This is a genomic window from Microbacterium sp. LMI12-1-1.1 (assembly GCF_040676455.1).
In the GTDB taxonomy this organism is placed as follows: Bacteria; Actinomycetota; Actinomycetes; order Actinomycetales; family Microbacteriaceae; genus Microbacterium.
The window spans coordinates 605,606-622,830 of the sequence record NZ_JBEGIA010000016.1; the positions used below are offsets into that span (position 1 = coordinate 605,606).

General features: G+C 69.6%; 14 protein-coding genes. 5 read left to right on the forward strand and 9 right to left on the reverse strand.

Annotated elements, in window-relative coordinates:
* Nucleotides 1-5 precede the first annotated feature (5 nt).
* From MRBLMI12_RS20795 to MRBLMI12_RS20805, 3 genes are all read right to left on the reverse strand, one after another.
* Nucleotides 6-3,074 (reverse strand): hypothetical protein, encoded by a 3,069-nt coding sequence (locus MRBLMI12_RS20795; RefSeq protein ID WP_363358070.1) that lies wholly within the window; start codon nucleotides 3,072-3,074, stop codon nucleotides 6-8.
* Nucleotides 3,075-3,611: 537 nt separating this feature from the next.
* Nucleotides 3,612-4,406: an ABC transporter permease gene (locus tag MRBLMI12_RS20800; RefSeq protein WP_363358071.1), complete on the reverse strand. Its 795-nt coding sequence runs from the start codon at nucleotides 4,404-4,406 to the stop codon at nucleotides 3,612-3,614.
* On the reverse strand, nucleotides 4,403-5,521 hold the full coding sequence (locus MRBLMI12_RS20805; RefSeq protein ID WP_363358072.1) for an ATP-binding cassette domain-containing protein: 1,119 nt from the start codon (nucleotides 5,519-5,521) through the stop codon (nucleotides 4,403-4,405). The genes MRBLMI12_RS20800 and MRBLMI12_RS20805 overlap by 4 nt, the downstream gene beginning before the upstream one ends.
* A gap of 61 nt (nucleotides 5,522-5,582) precedes the next feature.
* Here MRBLMI12_RS20805 and MRBLMI12_RS20810 point away from each other — a divergent pair, with 61 nt between their 5' ends.
* The gene (locus tag MRBLMI12_RS20810) at nucleotides 5,583-6,605 is read left to right on the forward strand and encodes a helix-turn-helix transcriptional regulator (RefSeq protein ID WP_363358073.1); all 1,023 of its coding nucleotides are present in this window, start codon (nucleotides 5,583-5,585) and stop codon (nucleotides 6,603-6,605) included.
* 447 nt (nucleotides 6,606-7,052) lie between these two features.
* Here the strand turns inward: MRBLMI12_RS20810 and MRBLMI12_RS20815 are convergent, their stop codons facing one another.
* Nucleotides 7,053-8,468 carry an HNH endonuclease signature motif containing protein gene (locus MRBLMI12_RS20815; RefSeq protein ID WP_363358074.1) on the reverse strand — a complete coding sequence of 472 codons (1,416 nt, stop codon included), beginning with the start codon at nucleotides 8,466-8,468 and terminating at the stop codon, nucleotides 7,053-7,055.
* A gap of 339 nt (nucleotides 8,469-8,807) precedes the next feature.
* Here MRBLMI12_RS20815 and MRBLMI12_RS20820 point away from each other — a divergent pair, with 339 nt between their 5' ends.
* The gene (locus MRBLMI12_RS20820) at nucleotides 8,808-9,299 is read left to right on the forward strand and encodes a heme-degrading domain-containing protein (protein ID WP_363358075.1); all 492 of its coding nucleotides are present in this window, start codon (nucleotides 8,808-8,810) and stop codon (nucleotides 9,297-9,299) included.
* A gap of 121 nt (nucleotides 9,300-9,420) precedes the next feature.
* Complete coding sequence (locus MRBLMI12_RS20825; protein ID WP_363358076.1) at nucleotides 9,421-11,046, forward strand: hypothetical protein; 1,626 nt, start codon at nucleotides 9,421-9,423, stop codon at nucleotides 11,044-11,046.
* A 47-nt stretch (nucleotides 11,047-11,093) separates the two neighbouring features.
* Here MRBLMI12_RS20825 and MRBLMI12_RS20830 read toward each other — a convergent pair whose 3' ends face one another.
* The 3 genes from MRBLMI12_RS20830 to MRBLMI12_RS20840 all read right to left on the reverse strand — a co-directional run bounded on the left by MRBLMI12_RS20830 (nucleotide 11,094) and on the right by MRBLMI12_RS20840 (nucleotide 14,012).
* Nucleotides 11,094-11,987: an aldo/keto reductase gene (locus tag MRBLMI12_RS20830; protein WP_363358077.1), complete on the reverse strand. Its 894-nt coding sequence runs from the start codon at nucleotides 11,985-11,987 to the stop codon at nucleotides 11,094-11,096.
* A 92-nt stretch (nucleotides 11,988-12,079) separates the two neighbouring features.
* Nucleotides 12,080-13,069: an NADP-dependent oxidoreductase gene (locus MRBLMI12_RS20835; RefSeq protein WP_363358078.1), complete on the reverse strand. Its 990-nt coding sequence runs from the start codon at nucleotides 13,067-13,069 to the stop codon at nucleotides 12,080-12,082.
* Nucleotides 13,070-13,268: 199 nt separating this feature from the next.
* Nucleotides 13,269-14,012 (reverse strand): EAL domain-containing protein, encoded by a 744-nt coding sequence (locus MRBLMI12_RS20840; RefSeq protein WP_363358079.1) that lies wholly within the window; start codon nucleotides 14,010-14,012, stop codon nucleotides 13,269-13,271.
* A 177-nt stretch (nucleotides 14,013-14,189) separates the two neighbouring features.
* Between MRBLMI12_RS20840 and MRBLMI12_RS20845 the strand changes: the two genes are divergently transcribed.
* Both MRBLMI12_RS20845 and MRBLMI12_RS20850 read left to right on the forward strand, forming a co-directional pair.
* Nucleotides 14,190-14,597, forward strand: coding sequence for a DUF4383 domain-containing protein (locus MRBLMI12_RS20845; protein WP_363358080.1), 408 nt, complete (start codon nucleotides 14,190-14,192; stop codon nucleotides 14,595-14,597).
* A complete protein-coding gene (locus tag MRBLMI12_RS20850) occupies nucleotides 14,594-15,127 on the forward strand; it encodes a hypothetical protein (protein ID WP_363358081.1) in 534 nt (177 codons plus the stop codon). Before MRBLMI12_RS20845 ends, MRBLMI12_RS20850 begins: the two co-directional genes overlap by 4 nt.
* A 64-nt stretch (nucleotides 15,128-15,191) precedes the next feature.
* Here MRBLMI12_RS20850 and MRBLMI12_RS20855 read toward each other — a convergent pair whose 3' ends face one another.
* Together MRBLMI12_RS20855 and MRBLMI12_RS20860 are read right to left on the reverse strand one after the other, a co-directional pair.
* Nucleotides 15,192-16,334 carry an L-talarate/galactarate dehydratase gene (locus MRBLMI12_RS20855; RefSeq protein ID WP_363358082.1) on the reverse strand — a complete coding sequence of 381 codons (1,143 nt, stop codon included), beginning with the start codon at nucleotides 16,332-16,334 and terminating at the stop codon, nucleotides 15,192-15,194.
* Nucleotides 16,331-17,155: a carbohydrate ABC transporter permease gene (locus tag MRBLMI12_RS20860; protein ID WP_363358247.1), complete on the reverse strand. Its 825-nt coding sequence runs from the start codon at nucleotides 17,153-17,155 to the stop codon at nucleotides 16,331-16,333. Before MRBLMI12_RS20860 ends, MRBLMI12_RS20855 begins: the two co-directional genes overlap by 4 nt.
* Nucleotides 17,156-17,225 lie beyond the last annotated feature (70 nt).

The following is a 17,225-nucleotide window of genomic DNA, read 5'->3' on the forward strand; positions in this document are numbered from 1 at the left end:
CTCCTTCAGGAGGGGGTGGAGAGCGCTCGCCCACGTCGCCAGGGCAGCGCCAGCACAACCCCCACGACGAGCAGCAGGGCCGCGAACCCGGCCGCGGCCCAGGGAGCGGCATCCGGGATCTCGAGGTAGGTCGTGATGCCGAGGATCCGCGCAAGGCCCCAGGGCAGCAGGCCCATCTCGTCGTTCCACAGCGTGAGCGCCGACTCGAGACCGATCACGCCGACGGCGGCGGACGGCACGAGCAGCCCGGCGCCGACGGCGGCCAGCACGTACCCGGTGGCGCGGCGTGCGCGCACCTGCGCGGCGAGCGCCCACCCGGCGGCGACGAACACCCAGACGAAGAGCGCGAAGGCCACCGTGATGTACACGGTGCGCAGCACCGGGTCGGTCCAGAACGCGAACCAGTAGCCGCCGGGCCCCGTGAACGACAGGGCGAACAGGGCGAGGATGCAGCGCAGCATCACGACGCCGCCGACCGCGGCGATGACCGGCCACGGCGACCGCTGCCAGACGAACAGCCGCACGACGATGGCGAACACCGCCCATGCGCCGATGGTGACCACCAGATGCGTCCATGACAGGAACGACGTCTGCACCGCCCGCGTGGCCACGAGCAGCGCGGCAGGCACGATCAGCAGCAGCCAGCGGTCGAGCTCGAGCATGCCGAGCGTCGACTCCCGCGCCCGCCACGGACGGGTGGAGGCGATCCAGGTCGCGCGGGCCGCGGCGGCACCGGGCCGGGCGACCAGTCGGGTGCGCGCGGCGAGCATGCCGATCACGACCCACGCGATCGCGAGCAGCAGCAGGCCGCGTGCGAGCCACGCCATCGTGAGGTCGCGCTCGGCCCGGTCCACGCCCAGTAGCGCCGCCGTGAGGTTGAACGCGGGGTAGTCGAGGTCGCCCTCGTAGCGCTCGAGATGCGTGGCGGCCAGCGTCTCGTAGGCGGCGCGATCGGCATCCCACTCGGCGTACGACTCGGGCGAGAGCGTGTCGTGCCACTGACCCTGGTGCAGGATCATCGCCCGGTACGCCTCGAGGAGCCGCAGGGTGTCGAGCTCGTAGTCGAGGGTGCCCACGAAGGCGTCGCGCATCTCGGCGGAGTGCCAGGTCGCGGCATCGGATCCCGTCACGAGATCGCGCATCTTCTCGACGGCGGCGACCGCCTGCGCGCCGTCGGCGATCGCCGCATCGATGCCTGCGCTCGAGGCCCCGGAAGCGGCGTCGGCGCCCGACTGCCCGCTGTCGCGCACGATCGCGTAGAGCACGTCCAGTACGGCGGAGTCGCCGGTGAGGATGTCCCACTCGAAGATCCACATCATGGGCGGCGGCTCGAGCCCGATCGCGAACACGCGCTTGTCGGCGAACTGCTGGATGTACATCCCCTGGGCGATGGCGTCGCGCGAGAGGGTCATGGCCTCGGCGATGGCCTGCACGGTCGCGGGATCGTCCGAGAACCACTGCCGCGCCCAGTCGGCGGTCACCTCGGCGACATCGGTCTCGGAGTCCTGCGCGAGCGCGGCGGCCAGCTGGGTGTTCAGCTCATACAGCTGCCAGAAGCCCGATTTGAGGTAGAGCGACATGGGCCCGGCACGCCAGGGACCGCCGTCCTGCGTCCACACCCAGACGCCCTCGATACGGTCGTTCGCGGCGAGCAGCTGCTGCAGCGCCTCTTGATACTGCGCGCCGAGGTCGTTGGGGAAGGCGCCGAAGTTCTCGAACTCGCGGCGGCTCTGGAACTCCACGATGCGCCGCTGATCACCCTGCTCGAGCGTGTGGTTCAGCGGCAGCCAGGTGTAGAAGTCGCCGAGCGTGTACTTCGTCGACACGATGAGCGCGGGCGAGTCGATGCCGTCGAGCACGGCCTCGTACGACGCGTCGTTCGTGTGCATGTCGCCGACGGCGCCGACCCCCACGCTCCACGTGCGGAAGATGACTTCGCGATCGGATGCCTCGGCCTGCGCCGTGAAAGCCCCGAGCATCGTCCGCACGGCGTCGACCGTGGTCACTTCGAGGGCGGAGTAGTAGTCCCAGCCGCCGACGTCGTAGACGGGGCCCGCCTCGCCGATGCGGATCAGCACGCCGTCGAGTGCCGGAACGGCCTCGTACAGCTCGTCCAGGCCGGCGGCGTAGACCTCCCAGAACTCGGGGTCCTCGGTGTCGAGCGACCCGAACCGGTCGATGAGGTAGCGCTCGAGCGGTCCGGTGAGGGCGAGCATGTCGGTGCGCAGGAACACCTTCACGCCGAGCTCGTCGGCGCGCTCCCAGAACGGTGCGAACGCCTCTCGAAGCGCCAGGGCCTTGTCGCGGTGGTCGTCGCCCTCCGCGTAGACGGCGCCGCCCGGCACGTCGTCGAACGTGACGAACTCGACGAATCCGGGGAAGGCGACGGCGTTGATGCCGTTGGCGAGCGAGTGGCGCAGGAAGCCGTCGAAGTCCTCGTACGCCGCGGCGAGCGCCGTCTGGTCGATGTACGGCGACTCGGGCTGCACGACGGCGGCGAACGCCTTCGACGCGTGCGAGTAGTCGTCGCCGCTCTCCCACTCGGCCGGGTCGGGGATCACTCCGACGGCTCCGAGGTCGCTCATCCGCAGCGGAAGGCGGGATGCCGGGTGCTCACCCAGCAGGTCGGTGAGCGGCTGCGCGGCGCGCGCCTGGGCGGCCAGGTCGTAGATCGCCCGTGTCGCGCCGGCCTCGGTGGCGGCGCTGATGCGCAGCGCCGCGGGGTCACCGTCCAGCGTGTAGCCGTCGGCCGCGTCGTCGGCGTCCGCGTTGGCCATCTCCACGGTGAGGGATGCCGCGCCCTCACGCGCGGAGGCATCCGCGACGGCGTCCCGCAGCTCGTCGATCGCCACCGTGACGCGCTCGGTATCGGGCACGTCGAACGTAGCGAACTCGGGCGGGGCCACAGCATCCGTCGCAGCCGCGATCACCGGCGCTGCGGGCTGCATCTGCGCGGCCGGCTCGGTGCGGATGCCGAGCGCATCGCCGACCACGAACGCGACTCCCCCACCGATCGCGAGGAGCACGATGGCCGTGACGGCAGCGAGGATGCCTCGCCGTCGCGCCGTCGTCATCCTCTGATCCTAGGTGTGCGCTCGCCGCGCCCCTGACCGTCGCCCGAGGACGTTGTACACCTGTTGTGAGCCCCCCGCTCAACGACCGCAGGCCTCACCCGGTCGTTGAGCGAGCTCGCGAGTCGAAACGCCCCGGACCAACAGCACACGTCCATCCGAGGCGTTTCGTCCTCGGGCGCCAGAGCGCCCTTCGCTCAACGACCGCACGCCAGACCCGATCGTTGAGCGAGCTTGCGAGTCGAATCGCCTCGGACCAACAGCACACGTCCATCCGAGGCGTTTCGTCTCCGGGCGCCAGAGCGCCCTTCGCTCAACGACCGCACGCCCACCCGGTCGTTGAGCGAGCTTGCGAGTCGAAACGCCCCGGACCGACAGCACACGTCCATCCGAGGCGTTTCGTCCTCGGGCGCCAGAGCGCCCTTCGCTCAACGACCGCGGGCCTCACCCGGTCGTTGAGCGAGCTTGCGAGTCGAAACGCAGAGACGAAACGCCCCGGACCGACAGCCACATCGGTCCGAGGCATCCGTCCCCGCCGTCCTAGCTGCTCTTGCGCATCGCCCGGATGCCGACCGCCAGGCCGACCACCGCCAGCACGACCGCCGCGACCCAGCCCCACAGGACGGTGATGTCGCCGAGGTCGCCGGCGAACAGCGCCCGTTCGGCCTGCACGACCCAGTTGATCGGATTCACGGTGGCGACCGCGCGCATCCACGCAGGAGCCTCGTCGAGCGGCAGCAGCATGCCCGACAGGATCAGCAGCGGGAAGATCAGGGTCTGCTGCACGCCCCAGAACAGCCACTCGCGGTCCTTGGTCTTCAGCGCCAGCGTGTACGACAGCGCCCCGAGCCCGATGCCGAACACCGCGAGCAGGGCGAGCCCGATCACCAGTCCCGGCACGTTGATCGTGAAGCCGAACGGCCATGCGATGAGCACGATGATGAGCGCCTGCACGACGATCGGCGCGATCTCCTTCAGCGCGCGACCGACCAGCAGCGACGAGCGCGCGAGAGGGGCGACCAGGGTGCGCTCGTGCGAGCCCGTCATCATCTCGTACTGCAGGTTCGAGCCGGTCGCCCCGGTGCCGAACAGCACGATCATCACGAGCACGCCGGGCACGAACCACTGCAGGGTCTCCCCCACGGGCTGGCCGGACGAGCCGACGAGGAGCGGCGCGAAGAGCCCGAGGAACACGAGCGGCTGCACCAGGCTGAAGATCAGCGTGAACGGGTCACGCACGACGGGCTTCAGTTCGCGCGTGAGCACGTTCCACGTGTCGCGCGCCGGGTTCGCCCGCACCGCGGTGTCGGGCCGGGTCTGCGTCTGGGCGGTCATCGGTTCGCTCCTGTCTTCTCGGTCGCCGGTTCGGTGGTTCGGGATGCCGCGTCCGCGTCGTCGGCGCTCTTCTCCGCGGCTGCGGCGGCGTCGGGCTCGCCCTCACCCTCGCCCTCGCCTTCGCCCGCCTCCCGCAGCGTGCGGCCGGTGAGCGCGAGGAAGACGTCGTCGAGCGTCGGCGGAACGCCGGTCGCGGTGCGGACCCCGAGACCCGCAGCATCCAGCGCCCGCACCGCCGCGGGCAGCAGCGCATCACCCTCGGGCGCCGTGACGGTCACGAACGTCTGCGCGGCGTCGTCGGCGGCTGCCTCGCCCGCGGTCCGGCGCACCTCGCGGTCGGTCAGTCCCTGCACGACGGCGACGGCGGCTGCGGCATCCGCCGACGTCGCGAAGCCGAACGTGAGCACATCGCCCGCGAGCTCGGCCTTGAGCCGCGTCGCGGTGTCATCGGCGATCACGCGGCCGCGGTCCATGACCATGACGCGTTCGGCGTAGCGGTCGGCCTCCTCGAGGTAGTGCGTGGTGAGGAAGACCGTCGTGCCGTGCTGTGCGCGCAGATCGATGATGTGCTGCCACAGGTTGGCGCGGCTCTGCGGGTCGAGTCCCGTCGACGGCTCGTCGAGGAAGAGGAGCGGCGGCGCGTGCATCAGTCCGAGCGCGATGTCGAGCCGGCGCTTCTGCCCGCCCGACAGCTGCTGCACCGACCGCGTCGCGAAGCCCGCGAGGTCCAGCGACTCGATGAGTTCGTCGGCCCGCGTGCGCGCCGCGGCCTTCGACATGCCGTAGAACGCGCCCTGGCTCAGCAGCTCGTCGCGAGCGCGCTGCGAGAAGCTGCCGCTCGTGAGCTGGCCGACGTACCCGATGCGCGCGCGGACGTCGGCGGGCTGCTTCAGGATGTCGAAGCCGACGACCTTCGCCGTGCCCGCGGTCGGGGGAATGAGGGTCGTGAGCATGCGCAGGCTCGTCGACTTGCCGGCGCCGTTGGGTCCGAGGAACGCGACGAGCTCGCCGCGCGCCACCTCGAACGTGAGATCGGTGACGGCCTCGACGGTCTTGCCTTTCACAGTGAAGCGCTTGGTGAGCCCCTGCGCGTGGATGATCGATTCGTTCGCCATGACCACAGGCTAGGAACCAATGCGGACAGTTCCGGTCCGCGATGTAGGGCAATCTTGAGTCATGTCCGATACGACGACGCGAGCCCTCTCGCTGCTGAACCTGCTGCAGACGCACCGGCACTGGCCGGGATCAGAGCTGGCGGATCGCCTGGGCGTGACGGAGCGCACCGTGCGGCGCGACGTCGAACGGCTGCGCGACCTCGGCTATCGCATCGAGTCGTCGCCGGGCGCCGCCGGGGGCTACCGCCTCGAAGCCGGCAGCGCGGTGCCGCCGCTGCTGCTCACTGACGAAGAGGCCGTGGCCATGGCGATCGGACTGCGGGTCGCGGCATCCCAGCGGCTCGTCAGCGGCCCCGAGACGACCATCACCGCACTCGCGAAGCTCGAGCAGGTGCTGCCCGCTCCCCTGCGCCGCCGGGTCACCGCGCTGGCCGAGGCCGTGCAGCCGGCGGGCCTCAATGCCGGCGCCGCGGTCTCGGGCGAGGTCCTCGGCGAGCTCGCCCTCGCCACCCGGGACCACGAGCGTGTGCGCTTCACCTATACGGCGGCATCCGGCGAGGTCACCCACCGTCGCGTCGAGCCGCACGCCCTCGCACCGGCCGACCGGCACTGGTACCTGCTCTGCTGGGACCTCGAGAAGGCGGATTGGCGCACCTTCCGCGTCGACCGATTGGCCGGCGTCGAGCACACGCGCGTGCTGTTCGAGCCGAAGCCGCTCACGCCCGAGCAGATCGAGGAGTTCATCTTCGTGGCGCGGTCGTGGGTGCGCCAAGCGGTGGAAGCCGACGCGGTGATGCAGCTGCCGCTGGAGGCGATGCGCGACTACTTCGGGCAGTGGGGCCAGGGCGCGACGGCCGAGGATGACGAGCGCACGCGGTGGCCGGTCGGGGGCGGCGACTTCCGCGAGACCATGTACGGGCTCTCGTGGATCCCGGCCGGCGTCGAGTACACGACCGACCTCGCCTCGCCGGCGCGGGATGAGCTGCGCGAGACTCTCGAGCGGATGCTGCGCGCCCTGGACGCGCCGGCACCCCCGGTCCCGCCGCAGCGCGTGAAGGAGCGCGAGCGGCAGCTGCCCGCCTGAGTTCGCAGGTGGTTGAGCAAGGGAGCGCCAGCGACCGAGTCGCAACACAGGTGGCGTTGCGCAGAAGTCAAGGCGTTTCGTCTTCGGGCGCCAGAGCGCCCTCCGCTCAACGACCGGCGGCCGGCCAGACCCCCTCGGTCGTTGAGCCAGCGAGCGCCCTCCGCTCAACGACCGGCGGCGGGCCAGACGACCTCGGTCGTTGAGCCAGCGAGCGCCCTCCGCTCAACGACCGGCGGCGGGCCAGACGACCTCGGTCGTTGAGCGAGCGAGCGCCCTCCGCTCAACGACCGGCGGCGGGCCGACGACCTCGGTCGTTGAGCGAGCGAGCGCCAGCGAGCGAGACGAAACGCCTCTGCGTTCGGTAGAAGTCAAGGCGTTTCGTCTTCGGGCGCCAGAGCGCCCTCCGCTCAACGACCGGCGGCCGGCCAGACGCCCTCGGCTGACGGTCTACGCGGACCTCGCGCGTCTCAATTCGTTGAGCAGGAGCCGGTTGGGCTCTCGCCATCGTCGTTGCGGGTCGACCCAGCCCGGTGGTCGCACTTGCGGCATGCCGTCGATCATGCGGATCTCCCACCCGCTGGTCTCGATGCCGCGGTGGTGGTGCCAGCACAGCAGCACGCCGTTGTCGACCGAGGTCGGACCGCCCTTCGCCCAGTCGACGACATGATGCACTTCGCACCACGCCGCGGATACGGTGCAGCCCGGGATGACACAGCCGCCGTCACGGGCGCCGATCGCCTTGCGCTGCCAGTGGTTGAACACGCGGTCTTCGACACGGAGCGCCTTGATCGCGCCGTTCGCCGCAAGAGTCACGCGGTGGATCGTTCCGTGGCAGCCGACGTGCCGGGCGAACGACGCCGGAACCGGCACCGGACCGGCTGCGCTCTCGACGAACGCGACACCGTTCGGCGTGGCCAGGTCTTCCTCGGTCGTCGTGATGATCAGAGTCGGTGCGGCACCGCCCAGCGTGGGAGTCTCGGCCGCTCCGGCTGCTGCGGACAGGATGGACGCGAACGCATCGTGGCGCTTCTGGTCGATGGTGCGCGGATCCGGCACACAGTCGTCCGGCGCGCCTTCAGCCTCAGCATCCACGAACCGCGGCCCACGGTCCTGCACGCGCGGGTTGAGGTGCGCGTCCACGAGCCGGTCGAACTGCGCCGCGACGTCTTCCGTGACGTCGCCGTAGATCCGGCGCAGTCCGCGACGCGACCGTCGGCTGACGCGAATCCCCCGCATCCGCTCCGAATACTCCTCATCGGGGAGCGCGCCATCCGGGTCGAGGAACAATGCCCACGTGGTCGCCATGACCTTCAATTCGTGGATGCCGCACGCCGGCGCCTCGGCATCACCCACGGCCGCCCCCACGAGCTCGAACTCGGCAGCCTCGAGCTCGTCGACCGAGCACCGCCCCTGCAGCGGCCGCAGTGCGTCGACGATCGTGGTCAGCGCATCGGCGCTGAGCCGCCCCGCCGCGAGCGCCGCACGCGCATGCTCGAGGGGTGCCGGCCGCGTCTGCCCGGTCAGCGTCACCCGGCCGGTGATCGCCTTCGCATCCCGCAGCCGTGCCCGCGCCGTCGAGCTCGAGACCAGCGTCGTCCGCTCCACGAGTTCCTGGGCCGACCAGCACCCGAACTGCGCCGTGATGGCATCGTCTCCGAACTCCGAGTCGGCGCGACGCCCCACTTCTCCGGCGAGCGCGAGGCGCGCAGCATCCGTGATCCGCCCCAGGCGTTCGACGACAGCCAACGCATCGACCAGCTCACGGTGCGACATGGCTCGTTGCGCGTCGCCACCGACGGCCGGACCGAGGGTGTCGCCGAGCAGATCGACGACGCCTCTGAGGTCGGCGAGCGGGAAGTTCATATCCCCATTCTGACGAGGGGTTCCGACATCGGAACCACACTAAAACACCCGATCAGCGGCATTTCTGTGGATAACTTCGAATCTGCCGACGAAACCCCGACCTGGGGAGGAATCGCGGCGCGAGCCGCCATGCGCGATCGCCCGAGACCCTCCGCTCGACCACCGCATGCTGGGTGTTCCGTTCGAGCGCTGCACCGCCCTGCGAACGCTGCGTCGCGCGACGCAGCGCGCGCAGGAACCTGCAGCACCCGTCCCTGCGCGATGGCGCCCAGCTCGTCGGACCTGAGCGCGAACGCCGGCCCGCGCCCGTGCCGCGAGTGCTCGCGCTACCTTCGTCCCATGACCGACGACATCGCCGCCCAGCTCGCCCGTGTGGAAGCAGAGGAGGCCGAGGTGGTGCTCCCTCGCTTCGATCTGACGGATGCCTGGACCCTCGGTTCGCGCATGCGCGACGCGGCCGCTGCGGCGGGGCTGCCGATCGTGATCGGCATCACGCTCGGCGAGGCGCGGGTGTTCCATACCGCGCTGCCCGGCTCGAGCGCCGACAACGACGGGTGGCTGGAGCGCAAGACGCGTGTCGCCCGGCGATACGGCCGGTCGTCGTTCGGCGTCGGTCTGGCTTTCGCGGCCGCGGGCAAGAGCTTCGACACCGATGCGCGCCTCGACACGACCCTGTACGCGGCGCACGGCGGCGTGTTCCCGATCACGGTCGAGGACGTCGGGGTCGTCGGGTCGGTCGGCGTCTCAGGCCTTCCGCAGGCCGACGACCACGCGTTCGTCGTCGAGCACCTGCGCGCGTGGCTCGCCGACATCTCGCGTTCCGACTCGTAGCGGCACGCCGCGTTCCCACGCACCCCTGGTAACCCGTCGGATTGCGCCATATCATTCGCCTATTCGGCGGTGTCTGCCCGAGTCGTGGACCGCCGGAACGCGCGGCACGGAGGGGGATGCTGTGACGTCAGCGACTCCCCCGGATATCCGGCTGAACGATCCTTGGACGGCTCTCAACGTCACAACGTATGCCGCGGGCATCGTCTATCTGCTGTTCCTCGCCCCGTGGCCCCGCGTCTTCTGGATCTTCGCCAGCGAGTTCGGCTTGAGCATCGCTGTGACGACGGCCTGGCGTGTCGGCAAGCCCTTCTGGCTCGAAGCGATCATCGTGGTCGCGACCGTCGTGCTGATCGAGGTCCTGCGCGCGGTCTCGCTGCCCGTGCTACGGCGGCCGAGCGTTCTGCAGAGGCTGAGCGGTCGGCCGGCTTTCAGGGATCTCGAGCTCATGCCGCTTTCGCAGTTCAAGTTCCTGTTGCGGTGCATCGGAGGACTGAAGTTCACGTTCGACGCCGAGGGGGAAGCGCTGATGCGCTCCATCGGCACCACCGACGAGATCATGTTTCACGATGCCCTGAAGCGACAGTATGTCGCCAAGTACGGCGACGAGGGGTGGGCCGGCGCGTGGGAGCAGATTCGCAGCGCGTCGGTAGGCGAGACGACATTCGCCACAGCCATGAAGTCCGGATTGGTCGGCATCATCAGCCTCAAGAGGCGCACCCTCAGCGACATGCTGGTGGTGCCGGTGCTGCTGTACTTCTCGTTGTCGTTCCTGCTCCTGTCCGATGCACTCGTCCGCGGCGACCCGTTGATCCTCCTGCAGGCGACGCTGGTCGGCGGCTTGATGGTGTCGGGGCTGTCCTTCGCGCAGATGACCGTGATGCTCCGTCACGTCACGGTGCTCGACCCTGACGAGCAGTTCATCACACAGAGCGAAGAGCTGTTGATCTCCGATGAGGCCCGCGCACGGATGGACGAGGCGACTGAAGAGATGCGTGGGACGGATGCGTACGCTGCGCTGAAGCGCCACGCGGGAGCGGTCTTCCTGCCAACGGTCGAGATACGCCCGCTCTACATCTCGAGCGTCCGGACCCTGGTCGTGCAGCTGGTCTTCTTTCTCGCGCTGGGCGGTGCTCTGGTCTGCGTCCCGCTCCTGATCCTGCAGTGGTTGGGTGGTCTCGCGTTCTCGGAGTGGCCACCGGAACGCCTCGCCCTGTGGAGCGGCTGGATGCTGCTCGGTACGGCGCTGATCCCCCTCGGAATGTCGCTGGCCGTACTGTTCGGCTTCTGGCTGTTCACCCAGTTCAACAGGTTCCTCGCCCTGGCCATGGCCGCGGTTCTCACTGCCATCGTCCCGTCCGTCCTCGCCTACGCGCTGGGTGTCGAATCAGCGCAGACGGTCGCGATCACCGCGCTGGTGACCGCAGCGGTCGGAAGCGTCCCGATCGCCGTGGCGGAGCTGATCAAGAAGCAGCCGGCCGCGACCGTTCCGTCGCAGCTGGCTTCTCCCCCAGCCGCTGACCCGGCATCCGCAGTCGGTTCCGAGACGGGCACCCGCGAGCGGGAGGAAACGCCTCGACCACCTCGACCGCCGCGGTCGCGGAGCGAGGAGCGAGCGAGACGACAGACTGCCGATCCGCGGTCGGTGAGCGAGCCAGGAGGGAGCGAGTCGGAACGCTCCGAGCAGACGCCTCCTCCACCCCGCCCCTCGCGCCCACTGCGCCGCCGCCCTCCTTCGACGCAAGCGTGAACAGGCCGATCGCCCGCTTCGACTCCCGGTGACGAGCCGTCGCCGACTCAGTCGTCGAAGATCCCCACCGACTCCGACAGCCGGGTGACCTCGTCCGCGCTGAGCTCGACGTTCGCCGCCTGAGCCGAGTCGATGATGGATGCCGCGCGCCGCGCACCCGGAATCGGAATGACGTGCGAGCCCAGCGCCAGTTCCCACGCGAGCACCGCCTGCTGCGGGCTGACGCCGTGCGCCTCGCCCACCTCGCGGAACGCCGAGAACCGATCGCCGACCCGTCGCGCTCCCCCACCGGTGCCGCCGAGCGGACTCCACGGCAGGAACGCGATGCCGTTCTCTCCGCAGAAGCGCAGCTCGCCGATGCTTCCCGGGTGCTTCGGCGAGAACTCGTTCTGCACGCTGGCGAGGTTGCCCTCCCCGAGCACGTCCATCGCGATCTGGATCTCTTCGACGCTCGCGTTCGAGATTCCGACGGCGCGGACGAGGCCGTCATCCTGCAACGCCTTCAGACTTGCGATGATGTCGCCGTACACGCGCGAGCGGTCGGGACGATGGTACTGGTAGAGCTCGATCTGGTCGACGCCGAGGATCTCGAGCGATCTCTCGACCGCAGAGCGCAGATACGCCTCCGACCCGTCACGCCCCTTGGCGCCGTCTTCGCCGAGCGTGATCCCGCCCTTCGTCGCGACGAAGATGCTCGAGGCGTCGCCGTCCCAGGTGCGCAGCGCCTCGGCGACGATGCGCTCGTTGTGCCCCATCTCCTCACCGTCCGGGGCGTAGATGTCGGCGGTGTCGACGAGCGTGACGCCGGCATCGAGCGCGGCGTGGACCGTGGCCACCGCATCCTCGAACGACGGATACACCTTGTCGTTGTTCATCGACAACGGCATCGCACCGAGGCCGATCGCCGAAACCTGTCGTCCCGCCAGCGTGCGCTGCTTCATCGCATCTCCTTCTCGCATGCGCCCAGCCTGCCAGGGCTGTAGGACATGAAGGAGGGACTGGACAACCTCGTGCCGAGGCCGTAACGCCTGCGTCACGGCATCCGTTCGAACACCTCCCGTGCGCGCAGCGTGCGCGTACGCGTGACCGGATGGGTGGCCAGGACGATCTTCCCGCGCGCGTGAAGCTTGGCCAGGTCTTCGAAGGCATCCACGATGTCCTCGATGGGGTACAGACCCGAGACGAGAAGGCGGAACGCTCCTGCGCCGGCCAGGTCCACCACGCGTTGCAGCACGTGCGTCGCATGCGAGACGGACTCGGCGTCGTCTCGGAGCAGCCGCAGTTCGACCTCCCGCCGGTCTGCGCTGGAGCGATAGCGCTCGGGAGCAACCTCGAGGGCTTCCGCGACCTCGCGTCCGTCCTTGCCGTAGTTGTCGATGTACGCGGTGATCGGTCCACCCGCGACCCGCTGGATCCGCTCCGCCATCCCCTCGCCGTAGTTCACGGGCGTGATACGCAGCTGCCGCAGGTAGTCGAAGTTTCGCTCGCCGCACGTGCCGATCACGCGGGCACCGCGGTATTTCGCGACCTGCGCCTCGATGCTGCCGACGCCGCCCGCCGCGGCGGAGATGACCACCGTGTCGGAGGCGCCGATCCGAAGGTCGTCGAGGGTCTCCAACGCGGTGCCTCCGGCGAGGAAGAGACCGCCGGCGACCTCCCACTCGATGGCCCGGTGCTTGACCACGAGCTGGTCGGCCGGCAGGACGATGTGACTCGCGTGGGCTCCCGTCCTGGTGTGCCCGACGACGTTCGCGCCGATCCGCAGCGTGGTAACTCCCGGGCCGCAGCGGCGGACGATCCCCGCGAAGTCGCTGCCGGACGACCGCGGCCACGGGTCGTCGCGCCAAGTGTCCTCTTTGCCGTTGCGCAGGAAGGCGTCCATGTGGTTGATCGCCGTCGAGATCACCTCGACCAGCACCTCGCCCGGCCCGGGGGCAGGCAATGGGTATCGATGGCGATGGAGAACGTCGGCGTCGCCGTAATCGGCGTAGCGGTAGGCGAATGCCTCTGTCGATGCGCGCATGGCCATTCCTCCTCCAGACCCCTCGAGGCCGGCGCTGGCCTCGAAGATGTATTCCGGTGGAGAAGCGTTCATGGATGCAGCATCCCGGTCTTTGAGCGAGCCGCAGCGAGACGAAGCGCCCGAGCCGAGAGCAGCGCCGGCCCGCGGCATCCCATCCGATTCCGGTTGCTGCACTCGTCGGGCTCGAGCTCGCGACGGTCTACGGGAACACGATCTCCGGATCCGGATGCCGGATGAGAAAGCCCTGCGCACGATCGCAGCCCAGCTGCACCGCGATGTCGAGATGGGTGAGAGTCTCGATCCCTTCGGCGACGACTCGCAGCCCGTGCGCGTGTGCGATCTCGACCCTGTCGCGCAGCGGGGCCAGCGCGGGTCCCGCCGCCGCCCGCACCAGGTCACCCGGGAGCTTCACTTCGGTGAGCGGCACACTCCGAAGTCCCTCCAGCGAGGACGAGTCGTCGCCGTATCCCGCCAGGGAGATCTCCACACCGATCTCGCGGAGCATATGCAGTTGCGGCAGCACGCGCTCATCGACCGGCTCCACGTCCTGCGTCAGCTCGAGAACGAGCGAGCCAGCCGGGAACGCGCGTTGCTCGAACTCGGCGGCGACATGAAGGGCGAAGGACTCGTCCTCGAACTGCAGCGGCGAGACGTTGACGGCGACCGCCCACTCGCGGCCCGTCTCGCGCCACCCGGCGAGCGCGTCGAGGCACTCGTCGAGCATCCTCCGGCCGAGCGCATGGATCACGCCGCTGCGCTCGGCGACACCGATCATCGTCGACGGATCGATGTCGCCGAGCCGTGGATGCCGCCAGCGGCATAGTGCCTCCGCGGCCACGATCGACCCGCTCTCCAACGACACCTGCGGCTGATAGACGGCGAAGATGTCGGCTCCGCCCACGGCGATCGCCAGCTCGTCGGCGAGGTCGTCGGTCGTGGGCACTGGTCAAGTTCACCCCGCCCGACCACGCCGTTGCAAACCGGCGATGCGGCGGTCGCCTATCGGCTAGAGTCCGCTCTGCAGCGATCGCCGGGACAGCGGCATCCCATCCGATTTCCCACCCACACCGAAGAACTCTCACAGCCGGCAGGTCGCCGGTCTGGGAAAGAGAGGTCTCTCATGGGATCGTCACCGAACCGCATCGTCGCCACGGTCTTCGGCGCCGTCTACCTCCTCGTCGGCCTTCTCGGCTTCGCCTTCACGGGAGGCGTCAGCTTCATCGCCACCGAGGGCGGACTGCTCCTGGGCATCTTCGAGGTCAACCCGCTGCACAACATCGCGCACCTGCTGATCGGAGCCGCGCTGTTGATCGCCGGAATCGCGGGAGCACGACCGGCCAAGATCGTGAACATCACGGTGGGCGCCGCGTACCTGCTGCTCGGCGTCGTCGGGTTCTTCCTCGTCGGCACGCCGGCCAACATCCTCGCGCTCAACGCGCCCGACCACTTCCTGCACCTCGCCAGCGCCATCGTGCTGCTGGGCGTCGGGCTGGCGGCCGAGCGGACGTCGCGGGTCGCGACGGCGTGACCACGATGGCGACGGCATCCACGACGGAGCGCGTCAGCCGCGCCCCGTCGTGGGTGCCGGTCGTCGCGTGGGGCCTCGGCCTCGTCGGCATCGCCCTCGGCGCCGCGGGCGTGGTGGGGGTCCAGGCCGACGGGCTGTCGCGAGCTCTCGGCGTGTTCGCCGTGGTCCAGGGCGTCGCGGCCCTGGCATGGGGTGCGGCGAGCCTCGCCCTCGGCCGAACACCGGTGCCGCGTGCGGCAGCGGCCGGCGCGGCGGCCTCGGTCGCCGTCGCCGTGGCACTCCTCGCCACGGCGCCCGGGCGAGCCGGGGTCCTCGCGATCATGACGGTCATCTTCCTGGGGGTGGCCGTCGCCTGCGGTGTCGTGCGGGGAACGCGGCGTGCGTCGCGGCGGACGAGCCTGTGGACCCTGGGGGCCGCAGCCGCCGTCGTGACGCTCGTCGTGGTGCCCGCACTCGGGGTGTGCCAGGGGGCTGCACTCCTCGACGCCGACGGCACCGTCCTTCCTGTGGTCACACACGAAGGACACTGACGGATGCCGCAGCCGCCGCGCCGGCTGCGGCATCCGTCATCATCGGGTGAGGTTCTGCACCTGATCAGCGCACGACGACCCGCTCGGTGACCCATCGTCGCGCCGCCCGGCTCACGGTGAGCCCGAGCCCCGGGGCAGTGGGGAGCAGCATCCGGCCGTTGCGGATCTCTCGGCGCTCGTCGAACAGCGGCGTCAGCCAGTCGAAGTGCTCGACCCACGTCTCACGCGGATACGCGGCCGCGAGGTGCAGATGCAGTTCCATCACGAAGTGTGGCGCCATGTCGAGATGAGCGTGATCGGCGAGTTCGGCGACACGCAGATACGGCGAGATGCCGCCCAGTCGCGGCGCATCCGCCTGCACGATGTCGGCTCCGCGCTGCTCGATGAGCCGCGAGGCATCGGCGACGCTCGACAGCATCTCGCCCGAGGCGATCGGCGTGTCCAGTCGTGCGGCGAGATTCGCCAGCCCCTCGAAGTCGTGCGCGTCGACGGGCTCCTCGATCCAGGCCAGGCCGAACTCTTCGAGCTGACGGCCGCGCTGCAGCGCGGTGGTGCGATCCCACTGCTGGTTCGCGTCCACCATGAGCGGCACGCGACCGGCGATGCGTTCGTGCACGGCGCGCACGCGGTGCAGGTCGGTCGCCATGTCGGGATGCCCCACCTTGATCTTGATCCCGCCGAGCCCCGCCTCGATGGAGCGGTCGACATTGTCGAGCACTTCACCCACCGGCGCGTTGAGGTACCCGCCCGACGTGTCGTACACCCGCACGGAGTCGCGGTGCACGCCGAGCAGCTTCGCAAGCGGAAGGCCTGCACGCCTGGCCTTGACATCGAACAGAGCGATATCAACGGCGGCGATCGCCTGCATCGCGAGCCCGCCGCGCCCTGCCGCCGCACCACCCCAGAGCAGCCGCGCGCCGATGCGTCCGATATCGCTCGGATCCTGCCCGAGCGCCGCATGCGCGACCTCGGCCGCGTGCGCATACTGCGCCGGGCCGCCCGCTCTTGTGGAGTAGCTGAACCCGAGTCCGTACAGGCCGTCTGCGGTGCGGACCTCGGCGAGGAGCACACTGATCTCCGCCATCGGCGACTGGCGCCCGGTGAGCACCTTGGCGTCGCTCATGGGCCGGGCGAGCGGAACCGAGAGGATCGCGAGCTCGATCGACTCCACGGCATCCGCCCCCGGCCCGCCGAGCCCGGTCGTCATTTGCCGCCCGTCGTCGCGATGCCCTTGAGGAGGTAGCGCTGGCCGAACAGGAAGATCACGAACACGGGGATGAGCGAGACGATCGACATCGCGAACAGCGAGCCCCACGACGAGTCCGAGCTCGCGTCGACGAATGCGCGCAGCGCCACGGGAACGGTGTACATGTCGGGCCGGGTGAGGTAGATGAGCTGGCCGAAGAAGTCGTTCCACGTCCAGATGAAGGTGAAGATCGCGGTCGTCGCGAGGGCGGGCACCATGAGCGGCAGGATGATCCGGAAGTAGATCCGGAAGTGGCCGCACCCGTCGATCCGGGCAGCCTCATCGAGCTCTCGCGGGATGCCGCGGATGAACTGCACCATCAGGAAGATGAAGAACGCCTCGGTCGCGAGGAACTTCGGAACGATGAGAGGCAGGAACGTGTTCACCCACCCGAGCTGGGAGAAGATGATGTACTGCGGCACGATGACCACGTGCACGGGGAGCATGATCGTGGCCAGCATCGCGGCGAACATCACCGCGCGGCCGCGGAATCGCAGCCGCGCGAACGCGTAGGCGGCCATCGAGCACGACAGCAGATTCCCGACGATCGATCCCAGCACGATGATCGAAGAGTTGATCAGGTAGTGCCCGAACGGGTGCGAGAGCGCGTTCCAGCCGTCGATGTAGTTCTCGATCTCGAAGCTGTCGAGCCCCAGGCCCGGGGTGCGGAAGATCTCCTCGTTGGGACGCAGCGAGCTCACGATCATCCACAGCAGCGGGTACATCATGACCAGGCCGCACGCGATCAGGATCGCGTGCTTGACGAACCGGCGGGTCGCCATCGACCGCAGCAGGCGGCGGCGGGCGGTGATATCCGGCTCAGGAGCTGTCGATGCCATCGCCGGGGCGGAT

Excerpts from the sequence above, each read along its gene's own strand:
- MRBLMI12_RS20795 (WP_363358070.1), bottom strand. The coding sequence starts at position 3,074 with ATGACGACGGCGCGACGGCGAGGCATCCTCGCTGCCGTCACGGCCATC.
- MRBLMI12_RS20800 (WP_363358071.1), bottom strand. The coding sequence starts at position 4,406 with ATGACCGCCCAGACGCAGACCCGGCCCGACACCGCGGTGCGGGCGAAC.
- MRBLMI12_RS20805 (WP_363358072.1), bottom strand. The coding sequence starts at position 5,521 with ATGGCGAACGAATCGATCATCCACGCGCAGGGGCTCACCAAGCGCTTC.
- MRBLMI12_RS20810 (WP_363358073.1), top strand. The coding sequence starts at position 5,583 with ATGTCCGATACGACGACGCGAGCCCTCTCGCTGCTGAACCTGCTGCAG.
- MRBLMI12_RS20815 (WP_363358074.1), bottom strand. The coding sequence starts at position 8,468 with ATGAACTTCCCGCTCGCCGACCTCAGAGGCGTCGTCGATCTGCTCGGC.
- MRBLMI12_RS20820 (WP_363358075.1), top strand. The coding sequence starts at position 8,808 with ATGACCGACGACATCGCCGCCCAGCTCGCCCGTGTGGAAGCAGAGGAG.
- MRBLMI12_RS20830 (WP_363358077.1), bottom strand. The coding sequence starts at position 11,987 with ATGAAGCAGCGCACGCTGGCGGGACGACAGGTTTCGGCGATCGGCCTC.
- MRBLMI12_RS20835 (WP_363358078.1), bottom strand. The coding sequence starts at position 13,069 with ATGCGCGCATCGACAGAGGCATTCGCCTACCGCTACGCCGATTACGGC.
- MRBLMI12_RS20845 (WP_363358080.1), top strand. The coding sequence starts at position 14,190 with ATGGGATCGTCACCGAACCGCATCGTCGCCACGGTCTTCGGCGCCGTC.
- MRBLMI12_RS20855 (WP_363358082.1), bottom strand. The coding sequence starts at position 16,334 with ATGACGACCGGGCTCGGCGGGCCGGGGGCGGATGCCGTGGAGTCGATC.
- MRBLMI12_RS20860 (WP_363358247.1), bottom strand. The coding sequence starts at position 17,155 with ATGGCGACCCGCCGGTTCGTCAAGCACGCGATCCTGATCGCGTGCGGC.